Here is an 18,884-nt window from a genome sequence, read left to right on the forward strand (position 1 = left end):
AGAAAAACCTATGGCCAATTCAATCAAGAATAAACTCGATAACTTGTCGCCAGAAAAGCGCGCTTTGGTCGAGAAATTGTTGGCACAAAAGAAACAAAAACAGGCGAGCTCTCGTGGCGCGGTGATCACGGCGAACAAAACCATAAGAACACAAGCCCCACTCTCATTTGCTCAGCAGCGTCTTTGGCTGCTTGATCAATTGGAAGGGGGCAGTCCGCATTACAATATACCAACGGCATTGCACATCAAAGGTGGCCTGTCTGTCGATGCTTTAAAACAAGCGTTTTATGATATTGTTGCCCGCCACAGTGTTTTACGTACTGTTTTCGTTGGACAAAAAGAGACGGCAACGCAGCAAGTAAAGCCCTTACCTGTCGATTTGTGCTTTGAGATTAAGCCTATCTCGGAGCAATCGGACGCCCGCTATGTTGTCAGTGATAAGCAAAGCATCGACCAAGTGATCGCGAACCTGCAACCTCAGGTGGATCAGTGTGCCCAGTACTGTTTTGATCTGGCTAGAGATACCCTGATCCGTGGGCATTTATGGGTGATTAACCCAGAACATTCAGTCCTGCTTATTGTTGTTCATCATATCGCCGCGGACGGTTGGTCGATGGGAGTGCTGACCGAAGAACTCAACCACTGTTACCAGCAACATATTGGCCAACTTTCGCAGCCGTTACCCCCTCTTGCGCTTCAATATGTGGATTATGCGACTTGGCAGCGCGATGCTCTGAGTGGCGAGCATTTGGCCCGTCAGCTCGATCATTGGCACGATCATCTCCACGGTCTACCTGCGCTACATTCTCTCCCCCTTGACCGACCGCGTCCGGCGATGCCTTCTTATCAGGGCCAACATATTCAAACGTGTATTGGCGCTGCTGTGACTCAAGCTTTTAAAGCACGCTGCGCTGAGAATGAGGCAACCTTGTTTATGGGTGTGTACGGCGTGCTCAGCACCTTGATCGCCCGATACAGTGGCGAAAGTGACATAGTGATTGGGACAACCGCCGCCAATCGTGATCAGGTTGAGGTGGCTGGGTTAGTGGGCTTTTTTGTCAACATGTTGGTGCTGCGTCAGTCTATCTCGGATGACATGAGTTTTGCCGACTTGCTTTGTGAAAGTAAGCGAGTTGCCTTACAAGCATTTGCGCATCAGCAGACACCTTTTGAGCACATTGTAGAGAAGCTCAATCCGAGTCGCGATTTGAGTTACCATCCTTTGTTTCAAATCATGTTGGCAGTGCAAAATAACCAGCAAGCGGAGCTGTCGATGGATGGTTTGACCTTCTCTGATGTCAACGTGACGGCAAATCAGGCCAAATTCGATTTGTCGCTTAATGTGGAAGAGCAACAGGGTGAGTTGATTCTGGATTGGGAATTCAGTACCGATTTGTTTGATGCGACAACGATTCAACGTATGGCGGATAGCTTTGGTTATTTAATTGAAGCCATGGCGCAATCACTTGATCAGGCCGTGTATTCGACGCCGATGCTCAGCACTGAAGAACAACAGCGAGCGCTGGCATCGGGCAATCAGACGCAGCAGAGCTACCCATCGGACAAGAGTGTCGCGTCCTTGTTTGAAGATCAGGTCGTCGCGACACCCGATGCGCCTGCTGTGACGTTTGGCGATCGCACTCTTAGCTATCGTGAGCTAAACCAGCGTGCTAACTATCTTGCTGCGCAGCTGCAACAACAAGGTGTCGCTGAAGACGCTCTGGTTGGTGTTTATCTTGAACGATCGTTATCGATGTTGGTGGCCTTGCTGGCTGTGCTCAAATCTGGTGGTGCGTATGTTCCTTTGGACCCGACCTATCCTGCCGATAGGATTGAAGGCATGTTGCGTCATAGTCAACCTCAGGTGGTGGTGACAACCCAGCAAAGGCGATCTGACTTGCCGGAAAGCACACCCTGTGTGTTGATTGCTGATGAAGTCGACAACGCTGTATTAGCGGCGGGGCAAGAAAACCCGAAAAGACGTCATGCGAGTAGCCATGATCTTGCCTACGTGATTTATACCTCTGGCTCTACTGGAGAACCTAAGGGGATTGCGGTAGAAAATCGCTCAGTGGTGAACTTCTTGTCATCGATGGCGCGAGAGCCGGGGATTGCATCACACGATCGTTTGCTGGCGGTGACGTCAATTTCATTCGATATCCATGTATTGGAACTGTATTTACCCTTGCTGAGTGGCGCGCATCTTGTCTTGGCGTCATCGGCAGATTCGACCAACCCCGCTGGGTTAGCGGAACTGCTCGACAAACACAGAATCACGATTATGCAGGCCACGCCTTCGACATGGCAGATGTTACTCAGTGAACATTGGCAGGCTGACTCCGAACTGCGAATGATCTGTGGGGGAGAGGCGATGCCAAATGATCTCAAAACTCGCTTGTTGTCCTCTGATCAGCATCAACTTTGGAACGTGTATGGGCCCACTGAAACAACGGTTTGGTCATCGGCCAAAGCGCTCACTCACGAAGGCCCGATTACGTTGGGTAACCCCATCGCCAATACCCAATTCTATGTGCTTAATGCCCACGGCCAGTTGGTGCCAGATGGTGTGCCAGGTGAATTGTTTATCGCCGGTGAAGGCTTGGCTCGTGGTTATTTGTACCGTGAGGATTTGACGGCATTGGCGTTTGTGGCCAATCCATTTGCTCCCGGTGAGCGGATGTATCGCACTGGGGATCGTGTTCGTCGTGGTCGAAATGGAGAGTTGGAGTATCTAGGGAGACTGGACCATCAGGTCAAAATTCGAGGGTTTAGGGTCGAATTGGGCGCGGTCGATGCTGCGCTACAAACCCATTCTTCAGTAAGGCAAGTGTTGAGTTTAGTTAGGCAATCAGGCGAAGATGCTCAGCTGATCAGTTACGTCATTGCCAATGAGTCCTCCGAGGTCTCTTTGCCCTCAAACTCAGCGTTGTCAGCGACACTGTATACTCATGTTAAGGCACGGCTTCCTCATTATATGGTCCCCTCTTTCATTGTTGTGATGGCGTCTTTTCCCCTCACACCGAATGGGAAAATTGATCGAAAAGCCCTTCCACAACCGGATTCTGAGGTCAGCCAGAGTCATTATCAGGCCCCTAAAACGCCGACGGAAAAGACCCTGACGGGATTATGGTCGTCCGTACTGAACGTCGCTGAAGCGTCGATTAGTCGTCACGCTCACTTCTTCGAAATAGGCGGGCAATCCTTAAAAGCCATTCAACTATTGAGCTTGATTCGTGAGTCGTTGGGCGCTGAAGTCTCGATGAAAGATATCTTTGCCACGCCAGATTTATCCGCACTCGCCGGTTTAGTGGACGACCAACTTGCACAGGGTCGCGTCACGAGCGATGCCCTCGATTTACCATCACAACGTGTCAACCGAGCGAAGCCTCTACCCTTGACACACATGCAACAAAGGTTGTGGTTCATCGACCAACTTGAAGGGGGGAGTTGTCATTACAATATGCCATTGGCGTTTGAATGGCGTGGGGCAATCAGTGACCGCATCATGTCCAAGACATTGGCTGCCTTGGTTAACCGTCATGAGATACTTCGCACCTGCTACAGCATGGTTGAGGGTGGACAAGCCGTACAACAGGTTCAATCCGAGGTAGAGCGTTTCCCCATCGAGGTGTTGGATCTCAGTCAGCAATCTGAGTCTGAGCAAGCCCACTCTCTGAGGCAAGCTCGTGATAATCAGTCTGAGAAGCCGTTTGATCTTGGCCAAGATCTGATGCTGCGTGCACAAGTGATAACGCTCACCCAGACACACCATGTGATGCTACTCACTCTTCACCATATCGCCGCGGATGGTTGGTCACTTGATATTCTGATGAATGAATTCTCTTCCTTGTATTGTGCTTTTGAACAAGGAAAGGCCAACCCACTAGCACCATTGAAGCGACAATATGGAGATTATGCCGACTGGCAGCACCATCATAGGGATGCGCAATTGCAGCAGCGCCATCTTAAGTATTGGCAAGATGAGCTTGAGGGGTTGCCCGTTGTTCATGGTCTGCCACTCGACTACCCTCGTCCTAAAAGTCAACGTTATTCGGGCGGGGTTATTGAGTCCGCAATACCCAGCCATCAAGTGCGGGCACTTAAAGCGCTTTGCCAGCGCGCATCGGTGACACCGTTTATGGCGGTGCACGCACTGCTCGCAACCTTGATTGCACGATTCAGCGGCGCTCATGATATTGCCATTGGTACACCGGTGGCAAACCGAGAAAGTCCAGATGTGGCCAATACCATTGGTTTTTTCGCCAATACCTTGGTATTGCGTTGCGACCTGAGTGAATCGCCCCATTTCCTTGCCTTGTTGGCTCAGTGTAAAGACCGAGCTTTGGGCGCTTATGAGCACCAACAGGTCCCCTTTGAACAGTTGGTTGATTTGTTGCAGCCAGAACGGAGTTTGGCTCATTCACCGCTATTCCAAATCATGTTGACGTTAGCTGAAGACCGCTCGCGAGACGGCGACAATACCTTGCCATTTGAAGCGATGGACAGCGATCAGAACCGCCGTTCTGCCAAGTTCGATCTAACATTGCACGTGGTGCATGAAGGAGAGGTGATGACGTTAGGCTGGGAATACGCAAGTGCTATTTTTACGCCCGCGTCTATTGAGCACCTTAATCAAAGTTTCTTGCAATTGTTGTCGCAAATCGTTGCGAACCCTGAACGCAGTGTGATGAGCTTGCCTCTGGTCACCACCGAGATGGAACAGCGGCTAGTGAGAGAATTTAATCAAACACAGCAGGTGTTTTCGGACACGGATTGTTTGCACGAGCTAATAGAGAAGCAGGTTGCCAAAACGCCAAATGCCCCCGCGGTGCACTTTGAAGGCACCACACTGAGCTATGATGGGCTCAATCGACGAGCGAATGTGTTGGCGAGAAAGCTGGTCGAATCTGGAGTGGGTCGTGACAGTTTAGTTGGCCTATGCAGTTACCGTTCTCTTGATATGGTCGTGGCTTTGTTGGCGACGCTTAAAGCGGGGGCGGCCTATGTGCCCTTAGACCCTGATTACCCGTCGGCTCGGCTGGAGGTGATGATCGCCGATGCTGCTCCTCAAATCGTTCTGACGACCACGGAGCTTGCAGAGCAATTACCCCAACAACAAGGTCTCTTGTGTTTAGATACCTTTGATTATGCGGTCAATGCTGTCGGGCAAGATAACAACCTCTCGGTGGAAGGTTTAAACAGTCGTCAGTTGGCTTATGTGATCTACACCTCCGGGTCGACGGGCCAACCGAAAGGGGTGATGAATGAGCATCAAGCGGCGGTCAATCGAATTGAATGGATGCAACAAGCGTTCTGTTTGTCCCACGAGGATAAAGTGTTGCAGAAAACGCCATTCAGTTTTGATGTTTCTGTGTGGGAGTTTTTCTGGCCATTAATGGTTGGGGCTCAATTGGTGGTGGCCAAGCCTGAAGGCCACAAAGATGTTGATTACCTGCTCGACACGATTGAGCTTAATGGGATTACCACGATGCATTTTGTGCCGCCGATGCTGGCGGTATTTATACAAGATGGGCGATACCAAACGCGCACTTCAAGTCTCAAGCATGTGTTTGCCAGTGGCGAAGCACTGCCCGCAAATTTGGTGCATCAGTGGACCGCCACACACTCAGCTGGCTTGCACAACCTTTATGGTCCAACGGAAGCGGCTATCGATGTGTCTTGGCATGCTTGTCTGGCTCATCGTGAATATCAGTCGGTGCCTATCGGCAAGCCGATTAATAACATTCAGCTGTATATTCTTAATGATGAACGTCAAATTGCGCCTCTTGGGGTGGCAGGTGAGCTTTATATTGGGGGAACTGGCGTAGCGCGTGGCTACCTGAACCGCCCCGAATTGACTAAGGAAAGATTTATTCCAGATCCGTTCAGCGATCAACCTGAGCATCGTCTGTATAAAACCGGTGATCTAGCTCGTTGGTTGGAAAACGGTGAGGTTGAGTATCTAGGTCGATTAGATCACCAGATAAAAATTCGTGGCTTTAGAGTGGAGTTAGGTGAAATTGATGCTCAGCTTCTCGCGCAAAAGGAGATTGCTGAATCGATCACCATCGATGTTGATGGGCAGACCCGTTTGGACCGCCAGTTGGTCAGTTACTTGGTTCTCAATGAACCTGTGCCTGAAACTGCGGTGACTGGTCTAAAACACAAGGTTATGTCGTCAATTGGGGCCGTATTACCATCACACATGCTGCCCTCTGCCCTCGTGATTCTAGAGGCGTTACCGCTGACCGCGAATGGCAAAGTGAATCGTCGCGCTTTGCCCGCGCCCATGCTGTCTCAACGCAAGGAAGCGTATCAGGCGCCGTCGTCAGAAATTGAAAAAGCCTTGGTTCCCTTGTGGAGCAATGTATTGTCACTGGAGGAAGAGTGCATCGGTAGAGCGTCGAATTTCTTTGATATCGGTGGTCAGTCCTTAAAAGCGATTCAATTGGTCAGTCTGATTCGCCAATCGTTTGAAGTGGCGTTAACGATAAAAGATTTGTTCAATGCACCGACACTGTCGGCACTGGCTTTGAGTATTGAAGACGCGGAAACGACCGGAGATGCGGTTGTGAAAGCGACGCAACGTAGTGGATTGCTGCCCTTGTCTCATACACAGCAGCGATTATGGTTTATCGACAAAATGGAAGGCAGGAGTGCTCATTACAACCTCTCTTTAAGCTTGAGTGCAAAGGAGCGTATCGATCTCAATGCGATGACCTTTGCTTTGATGGCAGTGGTTGAACGGCACGAAATTTTGCGTACTCGTTTTGTTCAACACGAAGGTAAAGGTTGGCAAACCATCGACCCAATGCCAGCAACTTGGGATATCACGGCCACGGATGTCAGTGGCGAAGATCAGGCAACTCGGCGTAAGCGAATCGCTTGGGTGGCCGATCAAGAAGCGAACCAACCCTTCGATCTTGAAAACGATAAGATGATGCGAGCGCATGTAATACATGTGTCTGATCAGGAAAGCTTGATGGTATTCACGTTCCATCATATCGTGGTCGATGGTTGGTCTTTGGACATTTTTAGCCAAGAGCTGACGTCCGCCTATCAGGCGCGGTTATTAGGTCAACCACACGCGTTGCTTCCTCTCGAGATCCAATATGGTGATTATGCTATTTGGCAGACGCAGTGGCTGCAAGGTCCCTTTTTGACGCGGAAAATTGCTTACTGGAAGCGGCAGTTGGCGGGGCTCCCTCAGGTTCATTCGTTGCCCCTAGACAGACCGCGTCCGCTTGTCCAATCTTACCGCGGAGGCTTAGTTTCAGCTCAATTGTCGGAACCTGCATCACAGAGATTGAAATCGCTATGCCGTGAGCATAATGCAACGCTGTTTATGGGATTGCATGCAGCTCTGTCCGTCTTGTTGAGTCGGTGGAGTGGTGAGGAAGATATTGTGATTGGAACGCCAGTCGCCAATCGTGATCAGGCCGAAATCGCCAATGTCATCGGTTTTTTCGCTAATACCTTGATCTTACGTTGCGATTTGAGTGAAGCACCAAGCTTTAAGCAGCTGCTTGAGCAATGTAAAACCGCGGCGCTGGATGCTTATCAACATCAGCAAGTCCCGTTTGAACAACTGGTTGATGTGTTGCAGCCAGAGCGCAGCTTAAGCCACCATCCTTTGTTTCAGGTGATGTTGTCTATGGCTGGTCAGACGGCACTGGCTGAGTCGGATCACACGCCTCAATTTTCGAGCGTTGATCTGAGTAACCATCAGCAAAGAACGGCCAAATTTGACTTAACGCTTCATGCCGCAGAAGAAAACGGTAAGGTTATTTTGGGTTGGGAGTTTTGCCAAGATCTCTTTGATACTACGACTATAGAGCGCATGTCTCAGGCCTTTGTTCTCTTGGTTGAAGGCATGCTTGAAGCGCCCGATAAGCCAGTGATGAGTGTGCCGATGTTGAACCAAGACCAACGGCAACGTTTGCTGATCGACTACAACCAGACAGAGCAAGAATGTGCGAGCCCCGCCAACTTTCTCTCTATGTTTGAAGCCCAAGCACGGTTAACCCCTGACCGGCCTGCGGTGACGTGCGGTGAACAGTCTCTGTCATACTCCGAACTGAATAAAAAAGCCACGATGCTCGCTTATGGCTTGCGTCAGCATGGTGTCAAAGATCAATGCTTGGTGGGCATTTACCTATCGCGTTCGGTGGATATGTTGGTGGCTATGCTGGCTATCGGCAAATCAGGAGGGGCATATGTTCCGCTTGACCCGAATTACCCCAGTGAACGAATTGGGCATGTTTTGGAGGATGCTCAGCCCCATCTGGTGCTGACCCGTTCTGCGCTTCAGGATCAACTGCCCGATGAGAATAAAGTACGGTGCCTTGAAGCGTTATTGGCCTCGGGTCCAGCGCAAGGTGTTCTTGAACCTCGTAAAGAGGATGAATTGGCCTACGTCATTTATACCTCTGGCTCGACCGGAAAACCCAAGGGCATTGCTATTGAGCATGGGGCACTCGTCAACTTTTTGCTCTCCATGCAAAAGCAACCGGGTTTGCAGGCTCAAGATGCGTTGTTGGCGGTGACGTCGATGTCGTTTGATATTCATACTTTGGAGTTGTTTCTGCCACTGATCACCGGTGCTCATATTGTGATGGCAGATTCTGATCAAGTCAGAGACCCTTACGCGCTCGCGCGCTTGCTTGACCAGCATAAGATATCAGCCATGCAAGCCACGCCAGCGACATGGCAGATGTTACTCAACATCGGCTGGCAGCCTCCACTAAGTCTCACGATGATGTGTGGCGGTGAAGCGATGAGTGCGTCTCTCAAACAGGGATTGATTGTCACCGACCAACATAATTTGTGGGATATGTATGGCCCGACAGAAACGAGCGTGTGGTCAGCGGTGCGCAAAGTGATGCGTACGGATGAGGCCGCGGTCATTGGTGGTCCTATCGATAATACGCAATTTTATGTGCTGAATGCCATGATGGAGCCCGTTGCTGAAGGCGTGCCCGGTGAACTTTATATCGGTGGTAAAGGCTTAGCTCGACACTACCTCAATCGACCTGATTTGACTGAGGGAGCCTTTGTGGCCAATCCATTTGGTGAGCCGCACACTCGTCTTTACAAAACAGGTGATCAGGTGCGCTGGCTTGGACCCAATGCACTGGCTTACATGGGGCGTCTCGATAATCAGGTCAAGATTCGTGGTTTTCGTATTGAGTTAGGTGATATCGAAACCGCGTTGTTGCAAGATGCTCGGGTCAGCGAAGCGGTGACCTGCGTTCACTCTCATGGTGTCACTCACTCGCCATCACTTGTGAGTTATGTGGTGTTGTCTTGTGCGGGAACAAAAGAGGATCGAGCAAAGGTTATCGCCCAAATGCATCAGGATCTTCAATCACGCTTGCCCGCTTATATGCTTCCTTGTGCGATTGAAGTCTTATCTGATTTGCCATTAACCCCTAATGGCAAGGTCGATCGTAAAGCCCTGCCTGAACCGAGTTGGGCTTTGACGAGCGAAGACTTTGTCGAGCCAGAAAGTGACACAGAACGGCAATTGGCTGAGATTTGGCAAGGATTATTAGGTCACCGTACCTCGATCAGTCGCGAGGCGAACTTTTTCGATGTTGGCGGACAGTCTCTACTGATAGTCAGCCTAGTGAATCAGGTCGAACAGCTCATGAAGGTGAAGCTAGCGGTGAAAGATGTTTTTGCTGCGCCAACACTGGCCCAGCAGGCTCAAAGAATCGAAGCATTGGCGCACTCGACGCTCAATAGCCAAGAAAGGATAGGCCGGGTGACCTTTAGCGAAGGGGCGCAGCGCGCTTTGTACTGTTTCCCCGGACTGGGGGGAATGTCGATAGGATTTTCAGCGTTGGCGCAGGCACTGACGGGCGAGGTTAATGTGATTGCGTACGATGCTCCAGGCATGTGGGATAGCCGAGATGAGGCCGATGATTTTGACGCTATGGTGACAGGCTACGTTGAAGACATCCAAACGGATGTTGTTAAAGGCCCCCTCTGGCTGATGGGACACTCATTTGGTGGCCGAGTGGCTTATGAGGTTGCAAGGCAATTGGAAGCGTTAGGGTGGGATGTGCGCTTGTTCCTTTTGGATGTTATTTTGACCAATGAAGCGCTACCCGCTGATGAGACGCCTCACACGGAACAAGAGATGAAATCGACCTTTGTGGCAGGTTTATGCGATTGGCTGGGTATACCAGTCCCGGAAATGCCTGATAGTGAGGCGTTTGATTTGGCACAAGCCACCCATGACGTGACTCAAAAGTTACAGGCGATGGGGCTCGGTTCTGCTCAAGGGCTGTCATTAGAGCAGGTCTGGTCTGTGTACCAACGTCAGTCATCAATGAACACAGGTTACTGCCCTCGAGGAAAGTTCAATGGGCCTGTTTCGTTGTTGTATTGTGATGAGCTGCGGCCTTTCCTAGATCGTGTTCATGCGCAGTATCAAGCTTGGTGTTCGCACACGATTACAGCGCAATCGGTCTCTGGGGAGCATAACTCGATGCTGAAACGCCCTCATGTCAATGACATAGCGTCAGCGGTGCTCAAGCAAATTAATGAGTAAGACAAATCGTCATTTTAACCCCCGTGCGGTCCTGACTTTCAGTCAGGGCCAACGTTTTTGAAAAGAGAATCGTCACTATGTCTCATGAAACACAAGCTTTGCATATCGACAACGGCAATGGACCCTATCTCGGGACCAGCGCCTATTTTATGATGCTGGGCGCCACACTCATCTCGTTGCTTGGCACTCTGATGACCGACTTCGCTTTGGGGCAATGGGTGTATAAGCAGACGCAATCGGCAACGGCGTATGGCGTGATAGGGTTTGCCGCACTTGCTCCGCAGCTCTTGTTTTCTCCATTTATCGGCACATTACTGGACCGCTATCCAAGAGGCACACTCATGGTTCTCGGACATGTCGGTGCAGGGGTGTGTACCCTGTCTTTGGTGATGTTGTACGCCAATGAACTGTTAAATTTTTGGTGCATTCTGATGTTTGTGGGGATCGGATCGGTCTTTAACGGCTTTATAAGCCAAAGCTTCATTGTCTTGGTGCCCGTGTTAATCGAGGAAAAAAAACTATTAAAGTTTCAGGGCTTCACTCAAGGTGGTATGGGGTTGGTCGAATTGGTGGTTCCGGCGCTCGCGGCGTTTTTTCTGGTTGCTGTCGGGCTGAAGGGGGTGTTTATTGCCGATATCATCAGTTTTGTCTCTGCAATCACTGTGCTGTTATTCATCGTCAAAAAGATTAATCATTCTGATGGGCGTTCGGTGCCCTCTGGTGAAACGTTAGCCAGTCTCCAACAACAATTGAAATCGGGGCTGCGGTACTTGTTCAATCACCACCAACTACGAAATCTACTGCTGTTTATGGGCGCGATTAATTTTGCTGTTGGGATTGTCCATGTTTTGCTGACACCTTTGGTGTTGAGCTTCTCGACTGTGGTTGAATTGGGGACGGTGCTAACCGCCGCGGGCGTTGGCACGCTGTCTGGCAGCATTGCGCTGTTGCTACTGAAAGACAGCGAGGAAAAAACCTCTTTGCTCTGTGGTCTGTTGTTAATGATGGGATTACTGCTGCTGAGTGCCGCGTTTATCTTTGTTGAACCTCGCCTGACGGTTTGGATCTTAGCTGGCACAGTGCTACTCCTCACCATGCTGTTTGTGATGGCAGAAAGCGTCAATCAGGTGATTTGGCAGACTTCAGTACCCAAATCTCTTCAGGGGAGAGTGATCAGTATTCAAACGCTCATCTCACAAATTTCTTTGCCTTTGGCCTTCTTACTTGCGGGGCCTTTGGCGGACTATGTGTTTGAGCCTTTATTTGCTGTAGATGGACCCGTTGCGGATAGCTTGGGCCAAGTTATTGGTGTGGGTCCCGGTCGAGGTATCGTGTTTTTTTATGGCGTGTGTGGTTTGGCCATTATCGCCAGTGTGGGGTTGTTTTATAACACCGTTAAACGCCAATAGTTGAATTTTGAATAAATAGAATCATAGGGAAAAGTATGCAAGCCTTCGAAAAGCTGGAATCAGAAGTCAGAAGTTACATTCGGTCATTTCCGACCGTGTTTGATAAAGCGGAAAATGCGATCATTTGGGACGATCAGGGAAGGGCGTTCATTGACTTTTTCGCCGGAGCAGGGACGTTGAATTATGGGCATAACCCCAAAGCGGTGGTGGAGGCCATCATTCGCTATTTGAGCCACGGCGGTATCATGCACAGTTTGGATAAAGCGACGGTGGCTAAGCAGCAGTTCATCGAGACGCTCGATCGCGTCATACTCAAACCGCGTCAATTGGAATACAAGATTCAATTTACTGGCCCGACGGGCACCAATGCTGTTGAGGCCGCGATTAAACTCGCACGGCGGGTGACCGGGCGTAAGAATGTCGTCGCCTTCACCAGAGGTTACCACGGGCTTACCGCTGGGGCGTTGGCGTTAACCGCCAATGATTATTACCATCAGTCTGTCTATGGTGGGAGAAGTAATGTGTATCATGCCCCTTTCGATGGGTATTTTGGTCAAGATATTGATACGGCAGCCAACCTAAGTACCTTAATAGAAGACAGCAGCAGTGGTGTTGCCATGCCTGCCGCGATTATTTTGGAAACGGTTCAGGGCGAAGGGGGCATTTATCCCGCCTCCAAAGCGTGGTTACAATCGATACAAGCGCTGTGCAATAAGCATGATATTCTATTGATTGTTGACGATATTCAGGTAGGCAACGGTCGCACAGGGGACTTTTTCAGTTTTGAGTTTGCGGGTATCGTACCTGATATTGTGTGTTTATCGAAATCGATTGGTGGTGGGTTACCATTGGCGCTTAATTTGATCAAACCTGAGTGGGACAAATGGTTACCTGGTGAACACACCGGTACATTTAGAGGCAATAATCTCGCCTTTATTGCGGCAACAGAGCTGTTAAACTTTTGGAAAACAAACGACTTGGTGAAAGAAATCGACCAGAAAAGCCACATTATCCACAATAAACTGCTGGAATGGCAACAACGCTATCCGGCTTTTGCTATCGATATTCGCGGTAGAGGAATGGTGTGGGGGATTGAGATTCCGGAGCAAGGCATCGCGACTCAGCTGTCTCGCCAACTGTTCGATAACGGGCTGTTAGTCGAAACCTGTGGCGCGAAAAGCAACGTCTTAAAGATCTTACCACCTTTGACAATAGAAATAGAGACATTGGTCCGTGGACTCGATAAAATCGAGCATGTGCTAACACAAACTTACTCGTGATGACAGCGAGATAGCAGGCCACACCCGAGATAGGAAGTGAAGCATCATTTCCTATCTTGTTCGTCTAGAAATGTGAGTATATCTAGGCGTGCTGACGGGGATTTCACTATCAGATGGTATCAATATGCATAACGACACTTTTCTTCAGGCGTTCGGCCCTGATCTTTCTATTACGCCCGCTCATGCCATCAGTTCGCGTGCCCGATTTGATGTCACCAACTTCCACTCTGATTCTTTTTCTGACTACGGTATTGTTCAGCCACAGGCACTATTAAACGCGGTCGATAAACGTCGGTCTGAGTATTTGGCTGGGAGATACGTCGCCAATGATGCACTCAAAGAATTGACTGATGAAAGTTATTCGATTCCAACAGGCGCCGATCGCGCGCCTATTTGGCCAGCAGGGATAACGGGCTCGATCACACACAATGAGGATCAAGCGATCGCGGTGGTGGCTTACTCAAGAGATCATTCGATGATAGGGGTTGACCTCGAATCTCTGATGAGTGCACCGTTGGCTCAAGAACTGGCGCCACACATTATTGATCACCATGAAGCCAAGCTGATTAAACGTCTTAACCTAGATTTTTCACATGGCCTGAGCGTGGTCTTTTCTGCAAAAGAGAGTCTTTACAAAGCACTTTATCCCCATGTTAGGACCTTTTTTGGTTTTGAAGATGCGCGGGTAGAACAGATCGATGTGTCATCAGGGCAGTTTCAAATTACTTTACTGCGTGACCTGAATACTAACTTTGCAAAGGGCTGGCAAGCAAGTGGGCGTTTTTTGACCAACGACAACACGGTAGTGACCCTGATTGCGGATGGATTGTAAATAACGGTAGTGATAAATGGGGCCACTTCGCACTGTCCCGAGTAATACCCCTTTTGACTTATGTGAAATGGCTGCTGTGTCAATCTTGGATCGGGTTTAATGCCTAGTTAAACAGTGAGTCGCAATGAATAACGGCGAGAGGCTGAGGGCGTAAACGAGAAAGATGGTAAGGATTTTCGGGTGAACCTCTTCATCAATGAGGAGGCTAGTCACGTCAGGTTGAGCGTAGTTTTATTTGCTCGTTTTGATCATGGGTATCGTATATATCCTCCCACTTGTCCGACATAAAATCGTGCTTAATGTTTGTTTTTTCGACCGAAGTTCTTCTCAAAGAGAAGTTCGGTCTTATCAATGAGACATCATTATTTGGTGCAACATCAAACTTATTGGTCTCGCCGTTAATAAATGAATATATAAACAATAAGAACTTTAGATAAAGGCCAAAGTACGCCGTCTTCTTTTTGTTGGTTCCACTCACGATTTTTGTTTTTAAAGTAAAAGCTCGATTGATTTTTTGGATAAAGATCAACAATCTACGTGCGCCCAGAGTGGAAGTGTCACTCTGACGAAAAGAATGTAACACTAATAACGTAGAGCTTTATAATGAAAAAAATTATCACCTTGTTGTCTATTTCGGTACCTTTGAGTGCTGCGGCGAACAATGCCCAAATCAATGAATTCATGGATGCGTTTCATGAGAACCCTCAGAAAGTCATGGATACATTGCCCGAGAAAGAAGGAGACGCCTACCAAAGCATGAGCGCTGACGATGTCGAGCGTTTCAGAGAGCAGATGCGTGAAACGGTTATGGATCGTGCAGAACCTGTTATCCAACCTCGTTTTTCCGCTAACCTCAGCAATGACAATCCAGCAAGATTGGTCGATGTCGGTAATGCGCTGATCCGAAACCTAACTGAACTTGACAGAACGGCGCCAGACGCTAAGCGATTGGATGTTCAGCCTTGGTCGGATACTTACTGGCCACTTTATTCGGGTGCCGCGGGTTGGCGTTACTCGGATCGTGAACTGTACGCCTCAGATTGGCAAGAATACTATGATTTCTCACATACGATTAAACCACTAGAAAACTACACCAATGAGCAGCGCCACCTGTTATCACCGGCTGAAAAATACGACCTTTTGGTCGGAGACCAAAACTTTACCTTGACCAAGCGTTCGTGGGATTCTGGTAAAGGCTATTATGAATCTCAGGGTAAAGTTGAACGTTGGATGGGGCTTTGTCATGGCTGGGCGGCGGCGGCTTACATGTTACCGCGTCCTGAAAAGTCAGTTGTTGTTCCAGATGCAAACGGCGATATGCTCAAATTCTACCCGTCTGACATCAAAGCGCTCGGTACTTTATTGTGGGCAGAAGCCCCATTCAATACTCGCTTTATCGGTGGACGTTGTAATATTAAAGACCCTGCAAAAGACGATAATGGACGTATTATTGACTCCGATTGTGTGGATACGAACCCTGGAACTTGGCACCTTTCTGTGCTTAACCAGATCGGTATCACTGGCCGCAGTATGATCATGGATGCAACTTATGATTATCAGGTTTGGAACCAACCTGTTGTGGGTTATCAAGTGAAATACTTTAACCCTGAGACAAATCGTTCTTCTGACAACCCAGCAGAGGTGACGATCGCGATGGCAGACTACAAGAAAGATAAGTTTGGCCAGTATCGTTCTTCACGGGCAACGTCGGTTGTTGGTGTAAGAATGGTTGTTGATTACATGGTAGAAACAAACCCAACCCATCGTGAGTATGATAAGCCTCGATTAGATGGTGTTTCACGCGTCACGTACTATTACGACCTTGAGTTGGATGCACAAAGTAACGTCATTGGTGGTGAGTGGTATCAAAACCGTCACCCAGACTTCTTGTGGACACCAACACCACAAGCCGTGGCGAAATCTTACTACGATGGCAATGGCCAATGGGATGTGACTCAACCGGTACCACAAAGCTGGCAGAATACTGCACCAAAAGCTTCACGTTATACTCAGCCGTTGACATCAGTTGTGACTCACTTGTTTGACGCCGCGTCAGGTGATGCCAAACCAGAAGAGCAATGGAAGACGATCGTCACTCAGGAAAATCAATGTTTGGATGTTGAGAATTCCTCAGGTATTCCTGGTTCAAGAGTCTACGGTTGGAGTTGTCATGGGGGTGAGAATCAGAACTGGCAACTCACTACGCAAGGCCAATTGATCAGTCAGTCGGCACCGGGACTATGTTTGGACCAAAATGGCGCGAATATCAGAATGGAAACTTGCAGCCAGAGTTCTAGTCAACAATGGCGCTTAGAAAATGGGCAGTTCAAAAATGCCCTAGACAATGCCTTAAAGTGGAACAATAACAGCTGGCTTGTTGAAGCTGATGTTAATGGCAGTCAGTGGGTTTGGAAATAACGAGCGTATAAAGTGTTCTTATAACCAAAGATAAAGAGAGCCCGTTTAACGGGCTCTCTTTTTTATTTTTTAAAAACAAGCCCCTTCATAATTCCAATACCAGTAGTTATTGTACGGGTCTGTTCCCCAGTTATCTTGTGTCGCGGTGAAGCGGTTACCATAGTACTGGACCTGTGTTCCCTGAGGGTAATAGTAGTAGGATGACCATTCTTCTAGGTTCGCACAGGTGTCCTGCGGTTGAGGGGCTGGCTCTTCAAGGTAAGCACTGACACCCACATAGCCATTCGATGAGCCATTGGCACCAGTGACTAAGACGTAGAGATCGGTCCCGCCAACGCCGCTGAATCCGCAGTATTCGTTATTGTCAGGGTTGGTCGAAGAACAATCGTGATCGCTTTCAGACGCTGGACGACCTACTGCAACATACATGTCTAAGTTGCCGTAACCATTATAGGTTTGCACCCAAACGTCGCCTGCAGGGGCATTCCTGAGAACAAAATGCTGGGCATTATGACCCAATGGATCGACTTGACTGGGGATATTGATCGCCAGTGACTGGGTGTCTGGGCTTGGTTGGGGATCCGGTTGAGGGGTGGGTTGAGTCGTACCGCACGCGCTGACCTGAACACCCACTTGGGCAAAGGCATTGGTGACGGCTGTGGTAGGATAACCCAACTTCTGCGCGGCCTTGCACACTCCGTCGGCACCGTGTTGGAAGTCGGAGTTCGGTTGCCAGTAAAGTTGGTTGGCGGTCGCATAAGCGATAAAGGCTTTTTTTATGCTCCAGTCTGTACTGGTGGCCAGATGGTAAAACGCTTTGTTAAAAATACCTGAGCTATGGTGAACATCGATCCCGTTGTAGTATTGATTGATATGGTCGATAGATAACCCATCTTTACTGGGCTGGGTGAAGTAGCGCATGGCATCGGAATATTTCATCACGTGCTCACCCATTTTCCAATTAAATTGGCCGTGAACAAATTCACTGAGTGCTGCGGCAGCCACATCAGAAAAAGATTCATTCATGCCACCAGACATCCCTCGGTATTCGAGTCCGGAGTTTTGTTCGGTGAAGCCATGGCTGACTTCGTGCGCAATAACATCCCATGTTGCGAGAGGGTACATGGACTGATTACCATCACCAAACGTCATTTGACGACCGTCCCAAAATGCATTGCCATAGTTTGAGCCATAGTGAACGCGCATCGTGAGTTTTTGCTGGATAGGGCGGGTGTTAAGCCATTCCATATACATGTCAAAAACTCGCTGGCCGAAGTAATGGGCATCATTCATTGGTGCATAGGCGCCATTGACCGAGCGTTCGCTGTTGACGTTACAATCAAATTGATGAACTTGCCCGCCGTATTGCTGATTTTTCATATCTAATGTGATGACATCTGGGCTATCCATCTGACAATACTGGTTGACTTCGAAGCCACCGTATTGCGTGCTTGAACCAAAATAGTAACGTCCGCTTTTCTGGTTGCCGCCTGGGCCTTCGGCTTCGATAAAGGCAAGGCCTTCCCAACGTTCAAGTACCTCACCAGATTTTGCATCGACCAAGGTGATTGGTCGTGAGGGCGCCATGCCAACTCTTTGAATAAAATCAACCTTATACACTAAATGAGCGATTTGCTGAGCGTCTTGCCAAATCATTAATTCGGCGTTGGGGTCGCGTACAGCGGAGGCCGCAAATCCTTGGTTTTGCGTTGTCGCAAGGTTGATGGCCTGCTGGGCATTCAGCATGGGCAGTGTCGATCCAATATCGGATTCGATATCAGTCAGTATGTGTCCATCGATGGAGCGGGCAATGCCTTTACTCGAGACATTGGCAACAAGAGACTGGCCATAAACGGGTAGCCCATAATGGAGTTGCTGTTTTCGCAACAAAGTATGCTGTCCTGTGACCACCCGGTTTGCGTCTTGATAAGACAAAGGCGCTAATGACGTGGCAAAGGACGGGGATGCCGACGCATTGAGGACCTGTGAGAGGTCGACTTGGGAATGGTCGACGACGGTGGCTGCCTGTGAGGCGAGCGCAACAGGGAATAATAGAAGTAAATTAAGGTTTCTCATACATCACCTTGATCGTTATATGACGATTTGTTTCCGCTAAAAAGTGCTGCTTAGAGTAATGACATTGGGCTGTTCATGTGTAATGCAACGTGTTGTATATTTGTCTTTGCTGCAAAACATTAAAAAATAAAACAAATTTATGAGATATCGAGCGAGAAAATAGGATTATTCACTTAATAGTGTGGGTTGATTGGTCGTGCAATGATAGTCATAGCCTCGGGGTAAAACGACTTGTCAATCCGTACGGACATCCATGAATAATATACCGCCCAGTTTTAAAGTCTGGCTTGCCATCAAAGCCAAAATCGTCT

At 48.9% G+C, this 18,884-nt stretch carries 6 protein-coding genes; 5 read left to right on the forward strand and 1 reads right to left on the reverse strand.

From position 1 onward, the window contains the following. Positions 1-10 precede the first annotated feature (10 nt). From HLM86_RS02270 to HLM86_RS02290, 5 genes are all read left to right on the forward strand, one after another. Positions 11-10,558, forward strand: coding sequence for a non-ribosomal peptide synthetase (locus HLM86_RS02270; RefSeq protein WP_170882054.1), 10,548 nt, complete (start codon positions 11-13; stop codon positions 10,556-10,558). A 77-nt stretch (positions 10,559-10,635) separates the two neighbouring features. Continuing rightward, entirely contained in the window at positions 10,636-11,967 is a 1,332-nt protein-coding gene (locus tag HLM86_RS02275) for an MFS transporter (RefSeq protein ID WP_076585066.1), read from the forward strand. A 35-nt stretch (positions 11,968-12,002) separates the two neighbouring features. Further along, positions 12,003-13,247 carry a diaminobutyrate--2-oxoglutarate transaminase gene (gene ectB, locus HLM86_RS02280; protein WP_170882053.1) on the forward strand — a complete coding sequence of 415 codons (1,245 nt, stop codon included), beginning with the start codon at positions 12,003-12,005 and terminating at the stop codon, positions 13,245-13,247. Between the two features lie 124 nt (positions 13,248-13,371). After that, a complete protein-coding gene (locus tag HLM86_RS02285; RefSeq protein WP_076585065.1) occupies positions 13,372-14,079 on the forward strand; it encodes a 4'-phosphopantetheinyl transferase family protein in 708 nt (235 codons plus the stop codon). A 603-nt stretch (positions 14,080-14,682) separates the two neighbouring features. Then, positions 14,683-16,497, forward strand: a complete 1,815-nt coding sequence (locus tag HLM86_RS02290) for a ricin-type beta-trefoil lectin domain protein (protein ID WP_076585061.1) — start codon at positions 14,683-14,685, stop codon at positions 16,495-16,497. A 69-nt stretch (positions 16,498-16,566) separates the two neighbouring features. Here HLM86_RS02290 and HLM86_RS02295 read toward each other — a convergent pair whose 3' ends face one another. Beyond that, on the reverse strand, positions 16,567-18,573 hold the full coding sequence (locus HLM86_RS02295; RefSeq protein WP_170882052.1) for a M4 family metallopeptidase: 2,007 nt from the start codon (positions 18,571-18,573) through the stop codon (positions 16,567-16,569). Between the last annotated feature and the right edge of the window lie 311 nt (positions 18,574-18,884).

The organism is Vibrio ostreicida (genome assembly GCF_013074385.2).
Lineage (GTDB): Bacteria > Pseudomonadota > Gammaproteobacteria > Enterobacterales > Vibrionaceae > Vibrio > Vibrio ostreicida.

Coding starts and splice junctions, on each gene's coding strand:
- HLM86_RS02270 (WP_170882054.1), top strand. CDS start 11: ATGGCCAATTCAATCAAGAATAAACTCGATAACTTGTCGCCAGAAAAG.
- HLM86_RS02275 (WP_076585066.1), top strand. CDS start 10,636: ATGTCTCATGAAACACAAGCTTTGCATATCGACAACGGCAATGGACCC.
- ectB (WP_170882053.1), top strand. CDS start 12,003: ATGCAAGCCTTCGAAAAGCTGGAATCAGAAGTCAGAAGTTACATTCGG.
- HLM86_RS02285 (WP_076585065.1), top strand. CDS start 13,372: ATGCATAACGACACTTTTCTTCAGGCGTTCGGCCCTGATCTTTCTATT.
- HLM86_RS02290 (WP_076585061.1), top strand. CDS start 14,683: ATGAAAAAAATTATCACCTTGTTGTCTATTTCGGTACCTTTGAGTGCT.
- HLM86_RS02295 (WP_170882052.1), bottom strand. CDS start 18,573: ATGAGAAACCTTAATTTACTTCTATTATTCCCTGTTGCGCTCGCCTCA.